This is a genomic window from Winogradskya consettensis, from assembly GCF_018332715.1.
GTDB lineage: Bacteria > Actinomycetota > Actinomycetes > Mycobacteriales > Micromonosporaceae > Actinoplanes > Actinoplanes consettensis.
Map to the genome: position 1 here is coordinate 113813 of NZ_BOQP01000013.1, position 18743 is coordinate 132555.

The 18743-nt window shown below is 67.3% G+C and carries 20 protein-coding genes and 1 tRNA gene; 9 read left to right on the forward strand and 12 right to left on the reverse strand.

Going from position 1 to position 18743, the window contains the following annotated elements; all coding sequences use genetic code 11:
• Positions 1-229: 229 nt before the first annotated feature.
• Both Aco04nite_RS15430 and Aco04nite_RS15435 read right to left on the reverse strand, forming a co-directional pair.
• Positions 230-673 (reverse strand): universal stress protein, encoded by a 444-nt coding sequence (locus Aco04nite_RS15430; protein ID WP_212997902.1) that lies wholly within the window; start codon positions 671-673, stop codon positions 230-232.
• Positions 670-1896: an SLC13 family permease gene (locus Aco04nite_RS15435; RefSeq protein ID WP_212997903.1), complete on the reverse strand. Its 1227-nt coding sequence runs from the start codon at positions 1894-1896 to the stop codon at positions 670-672. Before Aco04nite_RS15435 ends, Aco04nite_RS15430 begins: the two co-directional genes overlap by 4 nt.
• A 39-nt stretch (positions 1897-1935) precedes the next feature.
• Here Aco04nite_RS15435 and Aco04nite_RS15440 point away from each other — a divergent pair, with 39 nt between their 5' ends.
• Positions 1936-2346: a glutaredoxin domain-containing protein gene (locus Aco04nite_RS15440; protein ID WP_212997904.1), complete on the forward strand. Its 411-nt coding sequence runs from the start codon at positions 1936-1938 to the stop codon at positions 2344-2346.
• On the opposite strand, the gene Aco04nite_RS50010 is transcribed toward Aco04nite_RS15440, so the two are convergent.
• Positions 2276-2716 (reverse strand): ribosomal maturation YjgA family protein, encoded by a 441-nt coding sequence (locus Aco04nite_RS50010; RefSeq protein WP_212997905.1) that lies wholly within the window; start codon positions 2714-2716, stop codon positions 2276-2278. The two genes, Aco04nite_RS15440 and Aco04nite_RS50010, sit on opposite strands and share 71 nt — an antisense overlap.
• Entirely contained in the window at positions 2709-3539 is an 831-nt protein-coding gene (locus Aco04nite_RS15450) for a DUF2268 domain-containing putative Zn-dependent protease (protein ID WP_212997906.1), read from the reverse strand. The genes Aco04nite_RS50010 and Aco04nite_RS15450 overlap by 8 nt, the downstream gene beginning before the upstream one ends.
• A gap of 257 nt (positions 3540-3796) precedes the next feature.
• On the opposite strand from Aco04nite_RS15450, the gene Aco04nite_RS15455 reads away from it, so the two are divergent.
• Together Aco04nite_RS15455 and Aco04nite_RS15460 are read left to right on the forward strand one after the other, a co-directional pair.
• A complete protein-coding gene (locus Aco04nite_RS15455; RefSeq protein ID WP_212997907.1) occupies positions 3797-4315 on the forward strand; it encodes a tRNA adenosine deaminase-associated protein in 519 nt (172 codons plus the stop codon).
• Positions 4312-4761 carry a nucleoside deaminase gene (locus Aco04nite_RS15460; protein WP_212997908.1) on the forward strand — a complete coding sequence of 150 codons (450 nt, stop codon included), beginning with the start codon at positions 4312-4314 and terminating at the stop codon, positions 4759-4761. The genes Aco04nite_RS15455 and Aco04nite_RS15460 overlap by 4 nt, the downstream gene beginning before the upstream one ends.
• On the opposite strand, the gene deoD is transcribed toward Aco04nite_RS15460, so the two are convergent.
• Positions 4751-5458, reverse strand: coding sequence for a purine-nucleoside phosphorylase (gene deoD / locus Aco04nite_RS15465; RefSeq protein WP_203837538.1), 708 nt, complete (start codon positions 5456-5458; stop codon positions 4751-4753). The two genes, Aco04nite_RS15460 and deoD, sit on opposite strands and share 11 nt — an antisense overlap.
• Positions 5459-5577: 119 nt before the next feature.
• On the opposite strand from deoD, the gene Aco04nite_RS15470 reads away from it, so the two are divergent.
• The 3 genes from Aco04nite_RS15470 to Aco04nite_RS15480 all read left to right on the forward strand — a co-directional run bounded on the left by Aco04nite_RS15470 (position 5578) and on the right by Aco04nite_RS15480 (position 7917).
• A tRNA-Ser gene (locus tag Aco04nite_RS15470) sits at positions 5578-5667 on the forward strand.
• 526 nt (positions 5668-6193) lie between these two features.
• Complete coding sequence (locus Aco04nite_RS15475; RefSeq protein WP_212997909.1) at positions 6194-7576, forward strand: hypothetical protein; 1383 nt, start codon at positions 6194-6196, stop codon at positions 7574-7576.
• A gap of 98 nt (positions 7577-7674) precedes the next feature.
• Complete coding sequence (locus Aco04nite_RS15480; protein WP_212997910.1) at positions 7675-7917, forward strand: hypothetical protein; 243 nt, start codon at positions 7675-7677, stop codon at positions 7915-7917.
• A gap of 190 nt (positions 7918-8107) precedes the next feature.
• Here Aco04nite_RS15480 and Aco04nite_RS15485 read toward each other — a convergent pair whose 3' ends face one another.
• Genes Aco04nite_RS15485 through Aco04nite_RS15495 form a run of 3 tightly spaced genes read right to left on the reverse strand, consistent with a single transcriptional unit; the run spans position 8108 to position 10503 of the window.
• Positions 8108-8674, reverse strand: a complete 567-nt coding sequence (locus tag Aco04nite_RS15485; protein WP_212997911.1) for a DinB family protein — start codon at positions 8672-8674, stop codon at positions 8108-8110.
• Positions 8675-8714: 40 nt separating this feature from the next.
• Positions 8715-9710, reverse strand: coding sequence for a prephenate dehydrogenase (locus Aco04nite_RS15490; RefSeq protein WP_212997912.1), 996 nt, complete (start codon positions 9708-9710; stop codon positions 8715-8717).
• A gap of 25 nt (positions 9711-9735) precedes the next feature.
• Positions 9736-10503, reverse strand: coding sequence for a M23 family metallopeptidase (locus Aco04nite_RS15495; protein WP_212997959.1), 768 nt, complete (start codon positions 10501-10503; stop codon positions 9736-9738).
• A 247-nt stretch (positions 10504-10750) separates the two neighbouring features.
• On the opposite strand from Aco04nite_RS15495, the gene Aco04nite_RS15500 reads away from it, so the two are divergent.
• On the forward strand, positions 10751-11104 hold the full coding sequence (locus Aco04nite_RS15500) for a hypothetical protein (protein WP_212997960.1): 354 nt from the start codon (positions 10751-10753) through the stop codon (positions 11102-11104).
• Positions 11105-11206: 102 nt separating this feature from the next.
• Positions 11207-11374: a hypothetical protein gene (locus tag Aco04nite_RS15505; RefSeq protein WP_203837533.1), complete on the forward strand. Its 168-nt coding sequence runs from the start codon at positions 11207-11209 to the stop codon at positions 11372-11374.
• Positions 11375-11933: 559 nt separating this feature from the next.
• Here the strand turns inward: Aco04nite_RS15505 and Aco04nite_RS15510 are convergent.
• From Aco04nite_RS15510 to Aco04nite_RS15525, 4 genes are read right to left on the reverse strand one after another with little or no spacing between them, the layout of a single operon-like run.
• Positions 11934-13604, reverse strand: a complete 1671-nt coding sequence (locus Aco04nite_RS15510; protein ID WP_212997913.1) for a DUF885 domain-containing protein — start codon at positions 13602-13604, stop codon at positions 11934-11936.
• Positions 13605-13644: 40 nt separating this feature from the next.
• Positions 13645-14712, reverse strand: coding sequence for a PHP domain-containing protein (locus Aco04nite_RS15515; RefSeq protein ID WP_212997914.1), 1068 nt, complete (start codon positions 14710-14712; stop codon positions 13645-13647).
• Positions 14713-14716: 4 nt separating this feature from the next.
• Positions 14717-15670 carry a tetratricopeptide repeat protein gene (locus Aco04nite_RS15520; RefSeq protein ID WP_212997915.1) on the reverse strand — a complete coding sequence of 318 codons (954 nt, stop codon included), beginning with the start codon at positions 15668-15670 and terminating at the stop codon, positions 14717-14719.
• A gap of 21 nt (positions 15671-15691) precedes the next feature.
• Positions 15692-16639, reverse strand: a complete 948-nt coding sequence (locus Aco04nite_RS15525; protein ID WP_212997916.1) for a tetratricopeptide repeat protein — start codon at positions 16637-16639, stop codon at positions 15692-15694.
• A 131-nt stretch (positions 16640-16770) separates the two neighbouring features.
• Here Aco04nite_RS15525 and Aco04nite_RS15530 point away from each other — a divergent pair, with 131 nt between their 5' ends.
• Positions 16771-18612 carry a M48 family metallopeptidase gene (locus Aco04nite_RS15530; RefSeq protein WP_212997917.1) on the forward strand — a complete coding sequence of 614 codons (1842 nt, stop codon included), beginning with the start codon at positions 16771-16773 and terminating at the stop codon, positions 18610-18612.
• Positions 18613-18743 lie beyond the last annotated feature (131 nt).

Genomic DNA, 18743 nt, shown 5'->3' on the forward strand with positions numbered 1-18743 from the left:
ATGACAGATATCGAAGCTTCTGCGGGAGGCCGATCTGTGAAAGTTTTTCGACGGCAGGTCTAACCGGGATGTCCGATCCGGTGGTTTTCGGCCCCATGACTTGCGTCACGCCGACATTTTAGGGCGGCTAACTATTCGACACTCTGCGTAATTGCCGCAGGTGGGAGCCGCATTTTCAGGACGACGAAACGGTGCCGACACGCAGCCGTCATCTGGTCAGCCTATTTGATCATGGCAGGGTCGTGGTCGGCGGCGGGGGTCCGGGCCATACCAGGAGCACTGTGCACGGAGCGTGATCGACGACAAAGCGTGTGCGGTGTCCCAGGCTCTTCGGACCGAGTCGTCGTCGATCTCCGTCACGCGCCAGGACCAGCACATCCGCGTCCGCGCAGGCGGCAACGACGACCCGTTCGGGGCGGCCACGCAACGTGAGCTTCCGCGCCGATCGACCCAATCGCGCCTCCGCCTTCGCCAGCAAAAGATTTTCCGCCCCAGTGAGCAACCCCACTGGATCCGCGCCCGCGACACGCCCAAGAAGACCCGCCGAACCGCTCAGCGCGGCCTCGGTATCAACATCAAGAACGTGCAGCAGGGTCACTTCGCCGTCTTGTTCACGCGCCGCATCGACACACGCCTCCCACGTGCCCTCCGCGAGCCACACCAGAACGCTCACAGGCCTGACACTCTCAGACTTACCCATAGCGACGCTACCCCTACAATCAGACACGCCGGTACGGTGAGCGCGCCGAGTCGCAGAAACTCCCCGGTCACCGGCGGTTGCCCGCGACCGTGCAGGATCCGCCGCCACAGCAAAGTCGCGAGCGAACCCACGTACGTCAGATTCGGACCGATGTTGGCACCCAGCAGCACGGCCAGCACCAGCCCCGGCGAATGTGCGGCCAGCGGCAGCAACATCAGCGTCGCCGGCAGATTGTTCAGCACGTTCGCGAGCACGGCGGCCAGCCCGGCCATCGCCAGCAACCCGAGCAGATCCGCATGGTGCGGCGCCACCCGGTCCACGAGCGTGCCGAACCCGCTCCGGCTCACCGCCAGCACCACCACCCCGAGTGCCAGGACAAAAAGACAGAACCCGAGATTCGCTTTGCGTACGAGCGTTGTCACCGGCTTTTTCATCCGTACGCCCAGAGCGATCGCACCCGCCAGGGCGACCCACGCCGGATGCACCCCCACCGGCCCCGCAACCGCGAACCCCGCCAGCGTCAGCCCGAGAACAACCAGCGCGAACTTCGGCGCACGCTCCTGCTCGACCTGCGCCGAGTGCTCCGGCGTGCCCAGATCCTGGGCGAAGAACCGCCGCAGAATCAGATACTCGACGCCGATCACCGCCAGCCACGGCAACGCCATCAACCCGGCGAAGCTCACGAACGAGAGCCCCGCCGCGGACAGCGCCAACAGGTTCGTCAGATTCGAGACCGGCAACAACAGCGACGCGGAATTGGCCAGGTGGTTGCATGCATAGACATGCGGCTTCGGGCGTACGCCCAGAGTGGAAGCGGTCGCGAACACCACCGGCGTCAGCAGCACCACCGTGGCATCGAGACTCAACGCCGCCGTCACCACCGAGGCGATGACGAACACGATCCCCAGCAGCCGCTGCGGTGACCCCCGGCTCCAACGCGCCGCGACCGCCCCGGCGTACTTGAAGACCCCGGCCTCATCCGCGAGGTACGACAGCAGCAGAACCGCCGCGAGGAACCCCACGGTCGGCCCCAGCTCGACCAGCTCGTCCACGGCATCCCGCCACGAGACGAGCCCGAACACCACCACGATCACCGCCGCCGGCACCGCGGCCACAGCCTCCGGCAGACCCCGCGGCCGCGCGACGGCAAAGCCGAGCACACCCACGAGCAGCAGGAGAGAAACAACGGTGATCATCAGTCGCGAAGCATGCCCCTACCCCGTACGGTCGAAACCATGGCGCGCCGATGGCTCCTCACGATAATTCTGCTGGCAATCGGCATCGTAGCGGCAGTCACCGGGCGCACCCTCGTACTGGTGATCATGCTGCTTTTCGCGCTGGCCGCCTCACCCCTGATCTTCCCTGCGTCCATCTCGGCGGCCGAGGCCCAGGCCCGCAGCGCCGCCGACGGAAAGCCCATCGTCTACTGGCGCCCGGGCTGCCCCTTCTGCCTGCGCCTGCGAGCCACCCTGGCCTTCCAGAGCCGCCGCCTCCACTGGGTCGACATCTGGAAGGACCCCGCCGCAGCCGCCGCCGTCCGGGCAGTCGCCAACGGCAACGAAACGGTCCCCACAGTCATCCTGCGCGGCGAACCCCACGTAAACCCGAACCCCACCTGGCTACGCGCCGCCATCCGAGCGCGATAACCACCACCGGCACGACACCCACCGGATACCAGGCCATATCCGCCCAGTCGAAGGACGACCCCAGCACCAGCCTCGCGAGGACGCTTCGCGCGCTCAGCTCCGCGGGCAGCGAGGTCAGCTGCAGAAGCTCGATCGCCCAGCAAAAAGCAACCGCCAAAGCACCGGCAACGCCCGGATGAACCCGCGGCCACACAACGTAGACACCGGCAAACACCATGGTCGCGTAAAGCACCGTCCCAGCATTCGCCGCGAACGCCCCACCACCCACAGCCCGGACCACAAGCCCCACGGCGATGACCGTCCCCACCCCACCCAGAGCCACCAGCCGCCGCATGCCCCACATCGAGCTGCAGCTCTTGACGTCAAGCATCTCGGAGCATGGTGAGGGCTTGCCTGACCTCCGTGACGACCCGCGTATACGGCCAGCGGGCCAGCTCTGCAAGCGGGTGGTATCGGTGCAGTTCGCGAACCACGTTCAAACCGACGTAGTACCCGCAACGGCGAGGCAGGTCTCCTCGCTCAGGTGAGTCACGCATCTGGAAGTACGCGGCGTACGTGTCGGGGTTGTCGCCGTCCAGGGCAGCCAGCAAGCGGTCGAGAACGGTGCGCTGGTGGGTTCGGCAGGCTTGGTGCCAGTCTTCGAAGCCTTCCGCGAACCACAGGCACTGCGCGTCCGATAGTCCCGGCTCCGCCAACGATGAGACCAGGGTTGCGAGACCTTCGCTCATCAGGGCTGCCGCTATTCCGTGTTCGGGCCAGGATGCGTGGTCGCCGGCTCGGTCATGGACGACGTGGGATGCTTCGTGGATGAGGAGAAGCCGTCCATAGCGCTCGTCGTTCGGGTACCGCTCGACGGCTACAAAGAGCTCTGCGCGGCCGTTCAGCGGAGCTACCCAACCGTTGGCAGTGAACAGGCCTACCAGCACGACTACCTGGACGTCGACGTTCATTACTCCCATGAGGCCTGCTGCTGACGATAAGGCAGTCGATGCTGTGCGGCGGATCACGTCGGCACGGGCAGTCAGGCGACCCGAGTCGGTGAAGAGTTCCGCGAGGCGGCGCTCGTCGAGGCCAGGGTCATGATATTTACTGATTCGTTCGCGGTAGCGCTGCCAACTCGCGGGGCGCTCCGCCCCGGTGGCCGGGGTTTGGGCCAGGAACTCGGGCACCAGGTCTCGCACCACGATAGGCATGCGCTCGATCCTGACAGGGCCCCGTTCAATCGCGGTAGCGGCGGGATTCGGCGTGCGGTCCTCACCAGGATCGCTGCGTGATCAAGCAGGGACAGCACGTGTCGTGCAGGCGACTTGGGGCTTGTGACGGGCTCGGTGGGCAAAGAGAGTGACCCAGCACGCACCTGGTCTTTGTCTCCTTCGGGGCGTGGCGCTGCGTTTGGGCCGATGCAGCCGCTACCGTCACTCGCTGAGAACAGATGTTCGTGGGGGGATTCGTGTCGACTTTCGCTGCCGGCGTCGCTCGGGGCAAGAACGGCTGGACGGCATCCGAGGTGGAGCTCACCGGGGTGGCCGATATCGACGAGGTTGTCGACCGGCTGCGCGATGCCGAGCCCGATGCCGAGTTGTCGTTGCTGTTCGTCGAGGCCGACGATCAGTATTTGGTGATCATGCGCTTGGATGAGGGCGATGACCTGCGGGTCTTCGGGTCTGATTCGGCCTTCGCGGACGAGTCGCGCCTCGGTGCGCTGCTGCTCGCGGATGTGGAGGCGCCGGCCCTGGAGATCGATGAGCTGGCCGCGCCACAGGGTGATGACGACGAGGACGAGCGGCCCGCCGCCGACCCCGACGCCGACCCCGTGGGCGATGTCGAGCTGCTCGCGGATCTGGGGATCAGTTCGCACCGGCTGCTCACCCTCTGTGGTCTCGAGGGGATGCTGCCGGCGGACGTGACCGCTGAGATCTGCCAGAAGCTGGGCGCCGGGGACGAGCTCGAGGAGCTGCGCGACGCATGATGGCCCGTCCTCTGCACGAGACATGGATGCGTCGGGCGCTCTCCGTCGCCACCACGTCGGCGGAGGACGTGCCGGTCGGTGCGGTGATCTACGACGCGGCCGGGAACGAGCTGGCCACAGCCGGGAACGAGCGTGAGGCGGCCGGGGATCCGACCGCCCACGCCGAGGTGCTCGCGCTGCGTCGCGCCGCTGCGGTCACCGGCAGTTGGCGCCTGGACGGCTGCACGCTCGTGGTGACGCTGGAGCCGTGCACGATGTGTGCCGGCGCGCTGGTGCTGGCCCGGATCGGCACGCTCGTCTTCGGCGCCTGGGAGCCGAAGACGGGCGCGGTCGGGTCCCTCTGGGACGTGGTCCGGGATCGGCGCCTGAACCACCGCCCAGAGGTCTACACAGGCATCCTGGAAGCCGAATGCGCGGCCCTGATGCGCGGATTCTTCAGGCGATAGCCGTGTCGAGGCCGATCTGCACCATGTCGGAGAAGCCCTGCTCGCGCTGCGCGGCATCCATCTTGTCGCCACGCTTGATGTGGTCGCTGACGGTCAGAATCGTCAGCGCCTTCACGCCGAACTTGGCCGCGATCGTGTAGATGGCAGCCGACTCCATCTCGACCGCGAGCACGCCGTAGTCGGCGAGCCGGTCGTAAAGGTCGGGCCGGTCCGTGTAGAACTCGTCAGCGGCCAGAATCGGACCCACCCGCAACGGAACGTTCCGCCGCTCAGCGACCTCGGCCGCGGTCCGCAGCAGCCCGAAATCAGCCACGGGCGCGTAATCCACCAGCCCGTCGAACCGCAACCGGTTCATGTTCGAGTCGGTGGCCGACCCGATCGCCGCGATGACATCCCCGAGCTGCAGATCCATCGCCAACGCGCCGCACGACCCAATCCGGATGATGGACTTCGCGCCGTACTCGTTGATGAGCTCATGCGTGTAGATCGAGGCCGACGGCATCCCCATGCCCGACCCCTGCACCGAAACAGGCACACCCTGCCACGTGCCGGTGAACCCCAGCATCCCCCGGACCTGCGTGTAACAGACCGGGTCCTTCAGAAACGTCTCAGCGATCCACTTCGCCCGCATCGGATCCCCGGGAAGCAGAACCCGCTCAGCGATATCGCCCGGCTTCGCGCCGATGTGAACACTCATGAAAGCTGATCCTGCCAGGCGCCCGCCGCCCGGACGCCAGGACCTGGCACTTCGAGCCCTGATCCGGTTTGGGGTCACCCGCCTACAGACGCCCCAGCCGGTCAGTTATTCTACTTCACGGTGGTGTGTCCGAGCGGCCTAAGGAGCACGCCTCGAAAGCGTGTGAGGGTGCAAGCCCTCCAAGGGTTCAAATCCCTTCACCACCGCCAGCAAGCAGGTCAAACGCCCGGCACCTCGGAGACGAGGAGCCGGGCGTTTCTCTGTCTGGTCTCAGTTTTGGTCTCACCGGAGAGGTCCGGACGCCCAGACAGGCCCGACCCTGGACACCGAACACTCCGGGCGGCACACACTCGCCGATGGTTCCGTCAGATCTCGTACGACGCGACGAGGACTCGAGAGCGCACAGCCCGCCGTCACCCGCCAGGGTGAACATCGCCGGGGCTGCACCTCTCAGCCCGCCCACGCTTACGCGTGGCAATGCGCCACTTCCCGTCGACCATTCACCGAGGTAATCGTGGGTCTATGCCATCGGGATGCCCTCTCACCACGGCCGGCGGCATTGTCACAATGTCACTCTTGCGTGGGACTGAACGGACAATCCTCACCATCTACGGGGATGACCGTCCGACCTACACTGGCGTGACCACGGCCGAGTAGATCAATTGGACCCGTACGGTATGCAGCGCGCCAATTCCGCCGATAGCAGCAGGGCGTGGATGATTCGGGGTGGTACGGATGAAGACAGTGTTTGTGCTGATGCCGTTCGATGAGAACTTTGACGATGTCTTCCACATCATCAAAGACTCCGGCCGACAGTCCAACGAGGAAACCGGCTTGGAGATCAAGGTCTACCGGGCCGACGAAATCGCCGAACCGGGACGGATCTCGTTCCAGGTTTTGGAGGCGATTCGAGAGGCAGACCTTATTATCGCTGATCTCACCGGGAGCAATCCGAATGTGATGTACGAGCTCGGCTATGCTCACGCGGCCGAGAAAGACGTGGTGATCCTGAACCAGGAAGTTAACGACTCGCCGTTCGACGTCAAGGACTTTCGTCAGATCACGTACGACCGGACCAAGATGCTCCGCGATTGCCGCCCTCGGTTGGTCACAGCCATCAACTCGGTCATCGGCAAGGCGGGCGACGCCAAAACCTTCATCGCGGACAACGACGGGCAGGTCGAACGATTCACTGAATTCTCGGTGGTGCGTCGCCCCGGCTCGGTTCTCGTCGCGGACATTCAGGCGATACACGTCAAGCTGCAGGTTTCCAGAAAGATCTCACACGATAAGGCGGAGATCCGCAGCCTGGGTATCACCCTGCGAAAACTGATCGACACCGTAACCATCGTCGGTCGGGTCGATGAGGGCGACTCCCGGAACACCGCAGGGTCGATCGGCAATTGCGCCGTGGAACTCGAGCAGGCGGGCGAGGAGGAACTTGCTCACGAAATTTTCACCCGGGCGATCAATCTGTTCCCTGACTTCGAGGGCCTGCGGATCCAGTACAGCGACTTCCTGAGCGACCAGGGAAAGGATGAAGAGGCGTGGAAGGAACTGGAGCGGGCAAAATCGATCAATCCTGCGGATAGGCGTATCTCGAGACTTGCTATGAAGATACGAAGTCGCTCAGCGGGCAATCGAGAGCAGGACGCTGAGATTCTCCATGATTTACGAGACGGGTTTGAGGCAGACCCTTCCGATCAGGCCACACTGGTAGCCTATCTTGTCGCCCTCGATGCCGCCGGCATCGTCCAGTCCGAGGAGTTCGAGCGGGTCTGCAAGATATGGAGTGAGAGGCCCGGACAGGATGGCTACATGGCAGATCGGGCCCTTGCCGACTTCCTTGCCAAGCACGATCCGCTTCGCGCTCAGAAAATCTACGAAGGCCTCCTGGCCCGGACTCCGGCTTTGCCGGACAGTGATCGCCACGCTGTATTGCACAATCTCGCGACGATCCTTTCCGACACCGACCAGGATCAGGCAATCCGTTACTGGACGCTGGCGTACAAGATGAACCGGACCGACGCCGTCGTCACCGCGAGTTTCTCCCAGCGGCTCGCTCAATGGGGAAAGCTTGATCTGGCCAGCCGTGTGGTGAACGGTGAGCAGATCTAGTTCATCGTGATCGGAGACCCGTCTATACCCTGGGGCATAGCCGGGTCTCCGGCTGCAGCCAGATCCGCACGAAGCCTGTGGCTGCCACGCTGTTGGGTATGAAGAGTTCGAGCACCGAGTCCCCCGCCCGCATCTGGCTTCGCCGCCTGGTCATCGCCGTGTCCTGCGCGCCGCTCGCTGCGCTCAGTGTTCTGCACACGATGGGACGCTCGGAGGACTTCGGCGTGCTGGGGCGCTGGTATGTGATGGTTCCGCTGGCTGTCGGGTGCTACTTCGCGTGGAACCTCATCGAGAAGGCGATCTCGTGGACCACGCCGGTCGAAACGCGCGAGGAAGCTTAGGCATCCAGCTCGCCAAAGAACGCCAGGACCGACGCGATCACCAGGTCGGGATCGGTCACCGGGGTGAGGTGGCCGGCGCCGGGGAGTTCCAGTTAGCGGCTGTGCGTGATCGCCGCCGCCACCTCGCGCGCACGGGCCGCGAAGGTGTCAGTTGGGCCGAAGGTTTCGTAGCGTCCGGCGTCCGCCGGATTCAGGGTTTCCAGGGCTTCATCCAGGGGGATTCGGGCCAGCCTTCGGCTGCTGCCATCAATGGGTACGCCGTGGCGCCGTCGACTGATTCGCGGATGATGTCGGCGTGGCCTGCGTGGCGGGCGGTTTCTTGGATCAGGTGGAGCAGGACCCAGCGTACGGACCAGTTGTCGATGTCTTTCGGGTTCCAGGGGACCGTGTGGTCGACCGGGACGGGGTGGTCGAGGTCGTCGATTTCCGCGATCGTTTTCTCGGTTCGCGCGGCGATGCGGTCGTAGTTGGCGAACACGTCGTCGATCGTTTCACCGTCGGCCAGCCGGAAATTGTTCTCGTAGGCGGCGTAGTCGACCGGGCGGGACTCACGGCGTACGGTGTCGATCCAGTTTTCCTCGGTTGAGGCGCAATGCTTGATCAGACCGCCCACCGTGAGCGGGCTGGCCGATGCGGCGGTTCTGAGCTGGTCCTCGGTGAGGCCGAAGGCCGTCAGGCGCACGACGTAACGCATCTGGGTGAGGTAGGCGAGCAGTCCCTCACGTTCGTTGCTGATGGCGCCGACCTGACCGGGCATGAGCTTTCTCCTGTCCTTTTAGCGAGGCTTCCCGCTCAGGTTAGGAGGATTTCAGGTCAGTTTCCGGCCGCATTCCGATCGCCGTGTCACCCACCCGGGTCACCCATCCGCCGGAGCGCCCGAGCGCGAGCAGAGAATCCCGATCAAGGCCGATTTCCACGGGTACGCCCGGAGCGGCCGGCCACCCCCGCCGAAGCTCACCGGGCCGGCGCAGAAGCCCCGTCAACTCGTCGACGGAGTCGAGCGATTCCGCGAAAATCGACAGGTCGGAAAGAACGAGTTCCATTGCTTCGCGTACGGCGTCCGCGTTGCCGCCGCACATTGCCGCAATGAGTTCGGGGCGGGTGGCGGCTACTCGCGTACCGTCGCGGAAAGAGCCGGCGGCGAGCGTACCCGCCAAGGGGTTGTCCTCGATCAGGTTGCTGAGCGCCGCGGCCAGCAGGTGTGGAACGTGGCTGATCCGGGCTACGGCCCGGTCGTGTTCGTCGGCGGTCGCGGGCACGACCCGGGCACCGATGGACGTGTAGAGGCCGGCCAGTGTGAGCCAGTCGTCCAGGCCGGTGCTGCCGGGCTCCAGGCAGAGCACCCACGCACACTCGTCGAACAGGTGCGGGTCGGACGCGAGGAAACTCGACGACTCCTTGCCGGCCATGGGATGCCCGCCGACGTAGCGCAGGCCGCCCATCAGGTCACGGACCGGGCCTTTCACCGAGGTGACGTCGGTGATCAGGCCGAGGAAGCCGCTCAGCTCGGCGAGTACGGCGGGCACCGCGGGCAATGGGACGGCGAGCACCACCACCTCGGCGTCCGCAACCGCGTCGGCGACGCTGTCGGTGACGTGCCAGGCGCCCTTGATCTCGACCGGGCGGATCGAGGGGTCGGCGAAGTGGTGAGCACCCGCGGCCTTGGCCATCGCGGTCGCCTCCACCCGGGTCGAGGGCGCCAGGTCATAACCGGTGACGTTATGCCCGTGGGCGGCTAAGGCGCGCAGCAGCGAGCCGCCGATGAGTCCGAGACCGATGACCGCGACATTCACGGGCCGACTCTCGCACACCCGGCCGTCAGGCCTTGCAGTTGTTGGCCTTCGCCCAGGAGTTCACCTTCGCGACGGGGCTCTTGTTGCCGCCCTTGCGCCACGAGTCCAGGAACGTCGCCGGCCAGATCACACCGCGCCGCACCTTCCAGTCGCCCGTCTTCGCGCACGCCGGCGAGATGCCGTAGTGCAGGTGGCAGACGCCGTTCGCGTTACCGGTGTGCCCGACCTTGCCGACCTGCTGGCCCGCCGTGACCCGGACGCCGGCCTTGATCCCCGACAGCACCTTGCTCAGGTGCGAGCCGTAGTAACGCACCCCGTCATCGCCCAGGATCGACACGGAGAGGCCGCCGTTGAGCGGACCGTCCGGCTGACCCTTCACGTACTCGTCCTTGAGGCTCACCTCCAGCACGACACCGCTGGTCGTGGCGACCGCCGGCTCACCGCAGTCAGCGAAGATGTCCGTCGCCGGATACTTGCTGTGCGTCGGGTGATAGTCGACGTTCGAGGCCTTCACCGGGAATGCGTACTTCACGGTCGTCGCGGTCTTGCTCGGGCTTTTGCTCGGAGTCGGGCTCGGGCTCGTGGACGGCGGCGCGCTGGCTTTACCAGCGGCTGACGGCGGGTCCGCGGACTCCGTCGCCGCCGTCGAGGGCGGATCCACGAACTGCGGTGTCGCCGAGCCCGACGAGTCGTCACTCGGCGAGCCGCAAGCGGCGAGCGAGAACACGGCAACGGTCAGGACCGAGAACGTACGCAGAGAAACCACGGCGCCATCCTGGCAGAAGTCATCCATCCCCGCTGACCTGCCGACCGTGGATAAGGTGAGTGACATGACGGAACAGCACGGCGGCTGGGGCTCCTCGACACCGCCGCCCGGCTGGCTGCCCACGTCCGGGCAGCCGACGATGGTCTCCTCGGCGCCCCCTGCCCACCCGCAGGCCCTTCAGCCGAGCCGGCCTCCCGCAATGCCGCCTTACGCGACTGCGCCATACGCAAACGCGCCCCACCCGACTGCGCCATATGCGAATGCGCCCTACTCGATGCCGCCCGGCATGGCACCGATGGGCCGCCCGCCCGCGTTCCCGCCGAGCCTGCCGCCCCGCCCTGTCTACCGCGAACCTCACACCATCTCAGCGGGCCCGCTCCTGGCCGGCATCGGCGCGACGGCACTCTGGTTCGCCCTCTTCGGAGCCCTCGGCCGCGACCTCATGTCGTACGCCTGGTGGACGCTCGCCGCCGCCGTCTCCGCCTGGCTGGCAGCCGCCCTCCTCACCCTCATCGGCAACCGCGGCGTCGCCGTGGGAGTCGCGGTCAGCAGCGCCCTCGGCCTGTCCATCGCAGCCGGCTTCGTAGCCGCCCGATGGATCACCACCAACGACTGGCCCCTGTGGTGATTGCCCCACTCTGCCCATCCCTGTGAGCCACAATGGGTACGCTCCCAGTCGCACAACGCACTCACCCTTGACGAACGCCGACAGCCCAGGAAGTCTCGGCTCATGGCCCACGTACCGCAGCGACTCGACCCCGAGCGTCGCCGTCGCCGGCTCGAGCTCCTGGCAGCCCTCGCCGACGCCAAATCAGCCCGGGACCACGCCCAGCCGTCCCGCCTCCGCGGCGCCCGCCTCCGCGAACTGATCGCCAACCGCCGCCGCCTCGCCAACTGACCCGGCCGGCATTGCGCGCTGTCTGGCCAGACCCGAGAGGCGCGCTTACCCGCACGTAGGTGTCGGCGTCCGCGACGCGGTTCGTCAGCCTTCGCTATGAGCCCGAGGACCCCGCCGCCGCCGGACTCGACGACGTATCTGACCTCGCTCGCCGCCGTTGGTGCGCTGATGTCGTGTGAAGACCTGCTCACGAAGGTCCCCCACAGTTCCAACTGACGCCCGGATCCCGCCGAGGCCAAGACGGTCGAGCCATGAATGGCGAGCTTCGTGAATGTGATCCGCATGACTCAAGCGGCGCTCGCGCCGACAGGCTGTGCCGGCGACACCGCAGGTCGGCAGCGAACGACCTGAGTCCGCCTTCACCGTGGATCGGTCCGCCGTAGCGGGTCATCACGGCAACTGAAGCTACAACAAGAAATGCACGGTGCCTTCACACGCTTTCGGGACGCGAGATCTCGTGGTCCTTGGACCGGATGGCTGCGTGATCAGGCCGGGACGGCAGCGCGCTGGGCGGTGGACTCAGGGCTGGGGGGTTGGGCGTACTTGGAGGGGGAGAGCCCTACAGGCGCGCCAAGGCCTTGCGAAGCGGGTCGAGGCCCAGGGAGCCGAGGTTAAGGGCGTCGCGGTGGAAGTCTTTGAGGTTGAAGGTGGGGCCTTTTCGGGCTTTGGCGTCGTCTCGGGCTTGGAGCCAGATGCGTTCGCCGACCTTGTAGGAGGGGGCTTGGCCGGGCCAGCCGAGGTAGCGCTTCCATTCGAAGCGGAGGACGTCTTCCTGCATGCGGCAGTGCTGGCGGAGGAAGTCCCAGCCGAGTTGGGGGGTCCAGCGGGCGCCGGGGTGGAAGGCGAAGGGGTTGTCGCGGGGGATTTCCAGCTCAAGGTGCATGCCGATGTCGACGATGACGCGGGTGGCTCGGAGGGCTTGGGCGTCGAGCATGCCGAGGCGGTCGCCGGGGTCGGCGAGGTAGCCGAGGTCGTCCATGAGGCGTTCGGCGTAGAGGGCCCAGCCTTCGCCGTGGCCGGAGGACCAGCAAAGAAGACGTTGCCAGCGGTTGAGGGTGTCGGCTTCGTGGATGGTCTGGCCGATCTGGAGGTGATGGCCGGGGACGCCCTCGTGGTAGACCGTGGAGGTTTCGCGCCAGGTGGAGAATTCGGTCTGGCCTTCGGGGACGGCCCACCACATGCGGCCGGGGCGGCTGAAGTCCTCGCTGGGTGCGGTGTAGTAGATGCCGCCGTCGCTGGTGGGGGCGAGGCAGGCTTCGACCGTGCGGACGGCCGGCGGGATGTCGAAGTGGGTGCCGTTGAGCTCGGAGATGGCCTTGTCGGCGGTGGCCTGCATCCAGTCGCGGAAGGCTTCCTTGCTGGGGATGCGGCGGGCCGGGTCGGCGTCGAGGAGGGCGACGGCTTCGTCCACTGTGGCGCCGGGGCCGGCGATCTGGGCGGCCGTCGCGCGCATCTCGCGCTCGAGGCGGGCCAGCTCCTCGAAGCCCCAGGCGTAGGTTTCGTGCTGGTCGATGCGGGCGCCGAGGAAGTATTGCGAGGCGCGGTCATAGCGCTCCGGGCCGGCGGCTTCCTTGTCGCGGCCGTAGGGGGACAGCTCGGTGAGCAGGAACTGGCCGAACTCCGCGACGGCGGCCGTGGCCGCGGCGGCGTTGCGGGTGAGCTCGGTCTGCAGCAAGCCGGTCGCCTCGAGGCCGTCGGCGAGGCCGTGGAAGAAGTTGTCGCGGGCCGGGTCGGTCCAGGTGGCGCATTGTTCGGCGACCTCGATCATCTGGATCCGCGCGCTGGCGTTGCCCTTGGCGGCCTCGTCGAGCAGCGTGCGCCGGTATTGCCGCAGGGCGTGCGGGAAGCCGCCGAGGCGGGCCGAGATGTTGGCGACCGCCTCCTCGCCCTGGACCGGCATGAGGTCGAAGGTCATCCGCATGCCGTGGACCGCGCTGGTGATGACGTTGATCTCGCTGGCGATGTCGCCGGCGTCGTAGCGGGTCAGGTCGAGACCGAGCCGCTCCTGCATGGCGTCCTTGGCGACGTTCTCACGCTCGGTCGCGGGCTCGATCAGGTCGAGCTCGGTCAGCGTGCGGCGGGCCAGCTCGGCCTGGGCCTCGAAGCCCTCCGGCGACAGGTCGTCGAGCTGGGCGTCGAAGCCGGGCACGCCGATGAAGGTGGCGCCGGTCGGGTTGAGCGGGGCCCACTCGTCGACGTAGCGGTTCGCAAGGTCATCAATCTGTCCCACGCGACGACCCTACGGGAGGGGGCTGACATTTTCCCTCCCGTTATCCGGGGGTGCTGTGGCTCACTGTCCAGTCGAGCAGGCGATCCATGGACCAGGAATTGACCACCCGATCCACGGGTACGCCGCACAGCGCGGCCCGCTCGCACCCGTACCTCTGCCAATCGAGCTGTCCCGGGGCGTGCGCATCGGTGTCGATGCTGAACAGGCACCCGGCCTCGACGGCGACGGTGAGCATCCGTTTCGGGGGGTCTAGCCGGTCCGGGCGCGAGTTGATCTCGATGGCCTTGCCGTGCTCGGCGACCGCGGCGACCACTCTGTGCAGGTCGAAGTCGCTCGGCGGCCGGGTGTGCCCGCGCCGATGCCCCTTGTCACCTTCCCCAGAGGCTGACACCTTCCGCCCGGTCATGTGCCCGAGGATGTCGAGGTGCGGGTTCTCGATGGCCGCCAGCATCCGGCGGGTCATCTTGGCCGAGTCGTCCCGCAGCCCGCTGTGCACCGAGCCGACCACCACGTCGAGCCGTTCGAGCAGCTCGTCCTCCTGGTCGAGCGAGCCGTCGGCGAGGATGTCGACCTCGATGCCGGTGAGGATGCGGAACCCCTCGGGCAGCGCCTCGTTGACCTTCGCCACGTGATCGAGTTGTTTGCGCAGCCGGGCGGCGGTCAGGCCGTGCGCCACGGTGAGTCGTGGCGAGTGGTCGGTGAGCACCATGTATTCGTGGCCGAGCTCGACGGCGGCCAGTGCCATCTCCTCGATGGGCGAGCCGCCGTCGGACCAGTCGGAGTGGCAGTGACAGTCGCCGCGCAGCGCCGAGCGCAGGACCGCGGCCGCACCCTTGAGGTCGGTGCCCTCGGTCGACTCGATGCGGCGCAGGTAGACGGGCTCCTCGCCGGCGAGCGACTCGGTGATGCAGCGGGCGGTCACGTCGCCGATCCCGGTGAGGTCGGCGAGGGTGCCGTCCGCTGCCCGCCGGGCGAGCTCGTCGGCGGGCAGCGCCGCGACTGTCGCAGCCGCTGACCGGAACGCTTTGACCCGGTAGGTCGCCTCATTGGCGCGTTCCAGCAGAAAAGCGATGCGTCGCAGGTCAGCGATCGGATCTCGGGAGGTCACCAGGTCACGATAGGGCCTGGCGGACGTTCTCGCGGCTGGTGAGAAAGACCGTGGCGGGGTCGCCGAGATACGACCACGGCTGCTCGCTCGGGTAGTCGCCGATGGCGTCGAAGCAGGACTGGGCGGCCCGGGCCTCCCCGCCGCCCCCGAAGGCGATCGCGAAGATCCCGAAACTGCTCTGGAAGCCGGGCGTACGCGGGAACGCCGGGTGGAAGATGGACCTGTTCGCGGCGGCGTGCACCTCAGCCACCACCTCCGGGCGGGCCAGGTAGTCCTCGCCGGAGATCTGCGCCGCGATCTCGAAGTGGGCCCACGCGATCAGCGTGCCGAGCGGGTTACCGTCCGGCATCGCCGCGACCGTCCGGCGGGCGAAGTCCAGGGCCAGCTCGTCACTGCCGCCCCACTTGGCGCACTTCTGCTGCAGCAGGACGTGGTACGCGCCACGGTGCCAGCGGTTCCGCGCGATGACCTGCTCGAAGCGGCGCTCAGCTTCCTCGAGACCGAGCTGGCGCCCGACAGCCGTGTGGATCAGCTCCGTCCAGGCGATCGGGTTGTCCGGGTCACGGGCGATGGCGTCATCGAGGGCGTCCTCGGCGACCTTGAGCCGGCGGAAGAAGACCGCGAACTGCTCCTGCGAGACGGTGTCCGCACCCCCGTTGCCGCGCGCCTGCCAGGCCCATCCAGCGGCATGCGAGCCCTTCACCAGGAAAGGCAGCGCCGAGTGCGGCTCGGCGGCGACCCATTGGTCGATCCACGGCTGGGGGCCCTGCCGATCGCAGAGCACGCCGAGAAGGAACGCGCGGATGTTCGAGTCCGTGGTCGCGGTGAGCACGTCGCGGGCGTACTTCCAGTCGCCGTTGTCGGCCGCCGCGATCAGCGATCGGGCGGTCGGATCGCCGAAGGTCGGGTCGAACACGATCGTCGGCGCCGCCGGTTTGTCCCGTTTGAAAGGCCACATGTAAGTCTGAATCTCCCCTGGTCAGAACAGGGATGGTAGAGGTCGGCGGCCGACCCGGGAGTAGACCTCCCGGCGGAAACCGCGGTACGACCGGACGCTGTCCCACGGGTCCTGCGCGGGCAGGTCGCCGATCGCGTCGAGGTGGGTGGCCGCCGCCTGGAACTCCCCGGCGAACACGAACGCGAGGGCGAAATACCCCTCGGCGGCCTGGTAGCCGGGTCGGCGCTGGAAAGCGGGGTGCCGCACGGACCTGCCGCCGGCGGCGTAGAGCTCGGCGATCACTCCCGTACGCCGCAGGTAGTCGATTCCCTCGTCGTGCCGGCCGGCGTGCTGCAGGTACGCCTCCGGAACGAGCATGCCCAGCTCGGACCCGTCCGGCATGTCCTCGACCGTCTGCCGGGCGAAATCCACGCCGATGCCTTCCTGCCCGCTCCACTTCTCGTGCAGCTGGTTCAGCAGGTTGCGATGCGCGCCCCGGTTCCAGCGGTCCCGGGCGATCGCCTCGCTGAAGCGGTGCCGTGCCTCCCCGATCCCGAGCTGGCGGCCCATCGCCGTGACGACCCGCTGGGACCAGGCGATCGGGCTGTCCCGGTCCCGGGTGGCCGCCTCGTCGAGAGCGTCCTCGGCCAGCTTGAGCCGGCGGAAGAACACGGCGAACTGGTCCTGCGACACGTCCTTGGCCAGTTTCGTGCTGCGCGCCTCCCAGGCGTACACGATCTGCTGGCGGCCCTTGGCGAGGTAGGGGAGTGCGGATCTCGGCTCAGCCTTGATCCATTCGTCGATCCAGGGCTGCGGTCCTTCCCGCTCCACGGCGAGGCACAGATAGAACTCGCGCTGGTCCCAGTCGGTGACCGCGGTGAGCCCGTCGCGGACCGTGGCCCAGTCGCCACGCTCCCCGGCGGCGGCCAGCGCACGCGCGGCCGGATCGCCGAAAGTGGGGTCGAAAGCGAGCTTCTCGAACGGCCACATGAGATCTGTCCCCCCGGCTGCGGAGACAGGATCTTAAGGGGTTGCCCGGTAAAGATCGAGATCGGTATCTTCCCCGGACCGTCGGGCCGACCGGGCTCTCAGACGGGAAATCGGGGAAGGAAGCACGGGGGATGTTTCGCGCTGCCGCATCGCTGGCGATGCTGCTGGGTTTCTATGTCGTCGCTCTGATCCAGCTCGTGGTCGTGATCGCGTTCGCCATCTGGGTGGGCGTCGAGACCACGGCCTTCATCGGTGCCAAGATCGCTATTCCGCTGGTCATCGCCGTGGGTGCCACGTTCGTCGGGGTGTTCAAGGCGATGCGCACCCGCTCCGGGGCGGAGCACGGGCTGCTCGTCACGCCGCAGGCCGCGCCGGAGCTGTGGAACACCGTGCACGCGCTGGCCACCGAGGTCGGCACCCGGATGCCGGACGAGATCCGGCTCGTGCCCGACGTCAACGCCGCGGTCAGCGAGGACGCCAAGCTGCTCGGCCTGATCGGGGGACGGCGGCGGCTCTACCTGGGCATGCCGCTCATCCAGGCATACTCGGTCGACCAGATGCGCTCGATCATCGCCCACGAACTCGGCCACTACTCGGGCCGGCACACCGGTCTCGGCGTGGCCGCCTACCGGGGCCGGCTCGCGGTCGAGGAGACCGTGGAGCAGCTCGGCAGGTTCAACCCCGTCGGCATCGTCTTCCGCGGCTACTCCCGGCTCTATCTGCTCGTCGACAACGCGGCCTCGCGCAGTCAGGAGCGGGAGGCCGACCGGGCATCGGTCCGGGTCGCCGGTCCGGCCGCCGCGATCGAGGCGCTCAAGGACCTGCCCGCCGTCAGCGCGGCCTGGGGTTTCTACTTCAGCCGGTACGTCGCTCCGGGCTGGGAGGCAGGCTACGCGCCGGACGACCTCTTCGGCGGTTTCGGGCAGCTCGTCACCGCCCGCCAGGAGGAGCTGGCCGAGCTGCGCCAGCAGGAGCCGGAGCGGGCGACGTCACGGTGGGACACGCACCCGTCGCTCGCCGACCGGATCGCCATCATGCGCGCGGCACCGCAGCAGGCGCACCCGGTCGACGGCCGGCCCGCCACGGTGCTGCTGCCCTCGATCCAGCAGGCGGGCGTCGCCCTGCAGCGTGAGGTCGTCGAGGTCGGCTCGCGCCAGGTGCTGCCCTGGCCTCAGTTCATCGCGGCCGCGACGACGGCCGGGCTGCAACGCACGTCGGACCGGATCTTCCGGTCGCTGACCCGGCTCACCGGCACGTCGGAGCCGAGCCTGGGTGCCCTGTTCGACCTCGTCGAGGCGGGGCGGCTCGGTGAGCTGGCGGAGGAGTTCTTCAGCAACGCGACCCGCAAGGAGGCCGCGGTCAAGTTCTCCGGCCCGATGGACACGATGCTCACGCTGGCGGCGATCCGCTCCGGCAAGGCGTTCTGGCAGATGTCCTGGACCGAGCCCGTGAAGTTGATCGACGCGGACGGCGCCGACCTGGACCTCGAGGAGATCGCCAAACTCGCCGTCAACCCGGAGAGCATCGGCGAGGCGCGGGCCCGGCTGGCCGAGATGGGCGTACGCGTGGAAGCCGCCACCGTCATCGAAGCGAAGGCAACCGGCCGGGGTGCGGAGGTCATCGGTGCGCTGGCCAACGTCAAGGTGGACGGCGTCGAGTCCGACCTGGTGCTGCTGAACCGCGGTTTTGTCGTGGCCCCGGCACCCAGGAAGTCGGACAAGGGCGAGAAGCGGCTCGAGGAACTGGTCCAGATGTACACCGCCGAGGAGCTGGCGGCGCGGTTCCGTTTCATGCCGTTCGAGGAGGTCAGCGGCGCCGCGATCACCAAGCGGACGCCGATCCGGGCCGAGCTGCGCCTGCACGGCGGCACGGTGGTCACGATGGAGGAGCGCTGGTCGGGCGAGCAGCTCGGCAAGAGCCGCGACACGTTCGTCGAAATCCTCGAACGGATCATCCGGGACGCAGAAGAGTAGTCAACTGACTACGCTACGCAAGGTTATTTTTACGAACAAGTAACACGCGTAGGGCCGGAACACATTACTCCACTGTGGAAGGCTGCGCCTAATCGGGCACCCCGTCGGCCAGGCCGCCGCGCGGGCATTCG

Bases quoted from the DNA above. Each gene is read 5' to 3' on its own strand.
- Aco04nite_RS15435 (WP_212997903.1), bottom strand. From the start codon at position 1,896: ATGATCACCGTTGTTTCTCTCCTGCTGCTCGTGGGTGTGCTCGGCTTT.
- Aco04nite_RS15440 (WP_212997904.1), top strand. From the start codon at position 1,936: ATGGCGCGCCGATGGCTCCTCACGATAATTCTGCTGGCAATCGGCATC.
- Aco04nite_RS50010 (WP_212997905.1), bottom strand. From the start codon at position 2,716: ATGCTTGACGTCAAGAGCTGCAGCTCGATGTGGGGCATGCGGCGGCTG.
- Aco04nite_RS15450 (WP_212997906.1), bottom strand. From the start codon at position 3,539: ATGCCTATCGTGGTGCGAGACCTGGTGCCCGAGTTCCTGGCCCAAACC.
- Aco04nite_RS15460 (WP_212997908.1), top strand. From the start codon at position 4,312: ATGATGGCCCGTCCTCTGCACGAGACATGGATGCGTCGGGCGCTCTCC.
- deoD (WP_203837538.1), bottom strand. From the start codon at position 5,458: ATGAGTGTTCACATCGGCGCGAAGCCGGGCGATATCGCTGAGCGGGTT.
- Aco04nite_RS15475 (WP_212997909.1), top strand. From the start codon at position 6,194: ATGAAGACAGTGTTTGTGCTGATGCCGTTCGATGAGAACTTTGACGAT.
- Aco04nite_RS15480 (WP_212997910.1), top strand. From the start codon at position 7,675: ATGAAGAGTTCGAGCACCGAGTCCCCCGCCCGCATCTGGCTTCGCCGC.
- Aco04nite_RS15485 (WP_212997911.1), bottom strand. From the start codon at position 8,674: ATGCCCGGTCAGGTCGGCGCCATCAGCAACGAACGTGAGGGACTGCTC.
- Aco04nite_RS15495 (WP_212997959.1), bottom strand. From the start codon at position 10,503: ATGGATGACTTCTGCCAGGATGGCGCCGTGGTTTCTCTGCGTACGTTC.
- Aco04nite_RS15500 (WP_212997960.1), top strand. From the start codon at position 10,751: ATGCCGCCCGGCATGGCACCGATGGGCCGCCCGCCCGCGTTCCCGCCG.
- Aco04nite_RS15505 (WP_203837533.1), top strand. From the start codon at position 11,207: ATGGCCCACGTACCGCAGCGACTCGACCCCGAGCGTCGCCGTCGCCGG.
- Aco04nite_RS15520 (WP_212997915.1), bottom strand. From the start codon at position 15,670: ATGTGGCCTTTCAAACGGGACAAACCGGCGGCGCCGACGATCGTGTTC.
- Aco04nite_RS15525 (WP_212997916.1), bottom strand. From the start codon at position 16,639: ATGTGGCCGTTCGAGAAGCTCGCTTTCGACCCCACTTTCGGCGATCCG.
- Aco04nite_RS15530 (WP_212997917.1), top strand. From the start codon at position 16,771: ATGTTTCGCGCTGCCGCATCGCTGGCGATGCTGCTGGGTTTCTATGTC.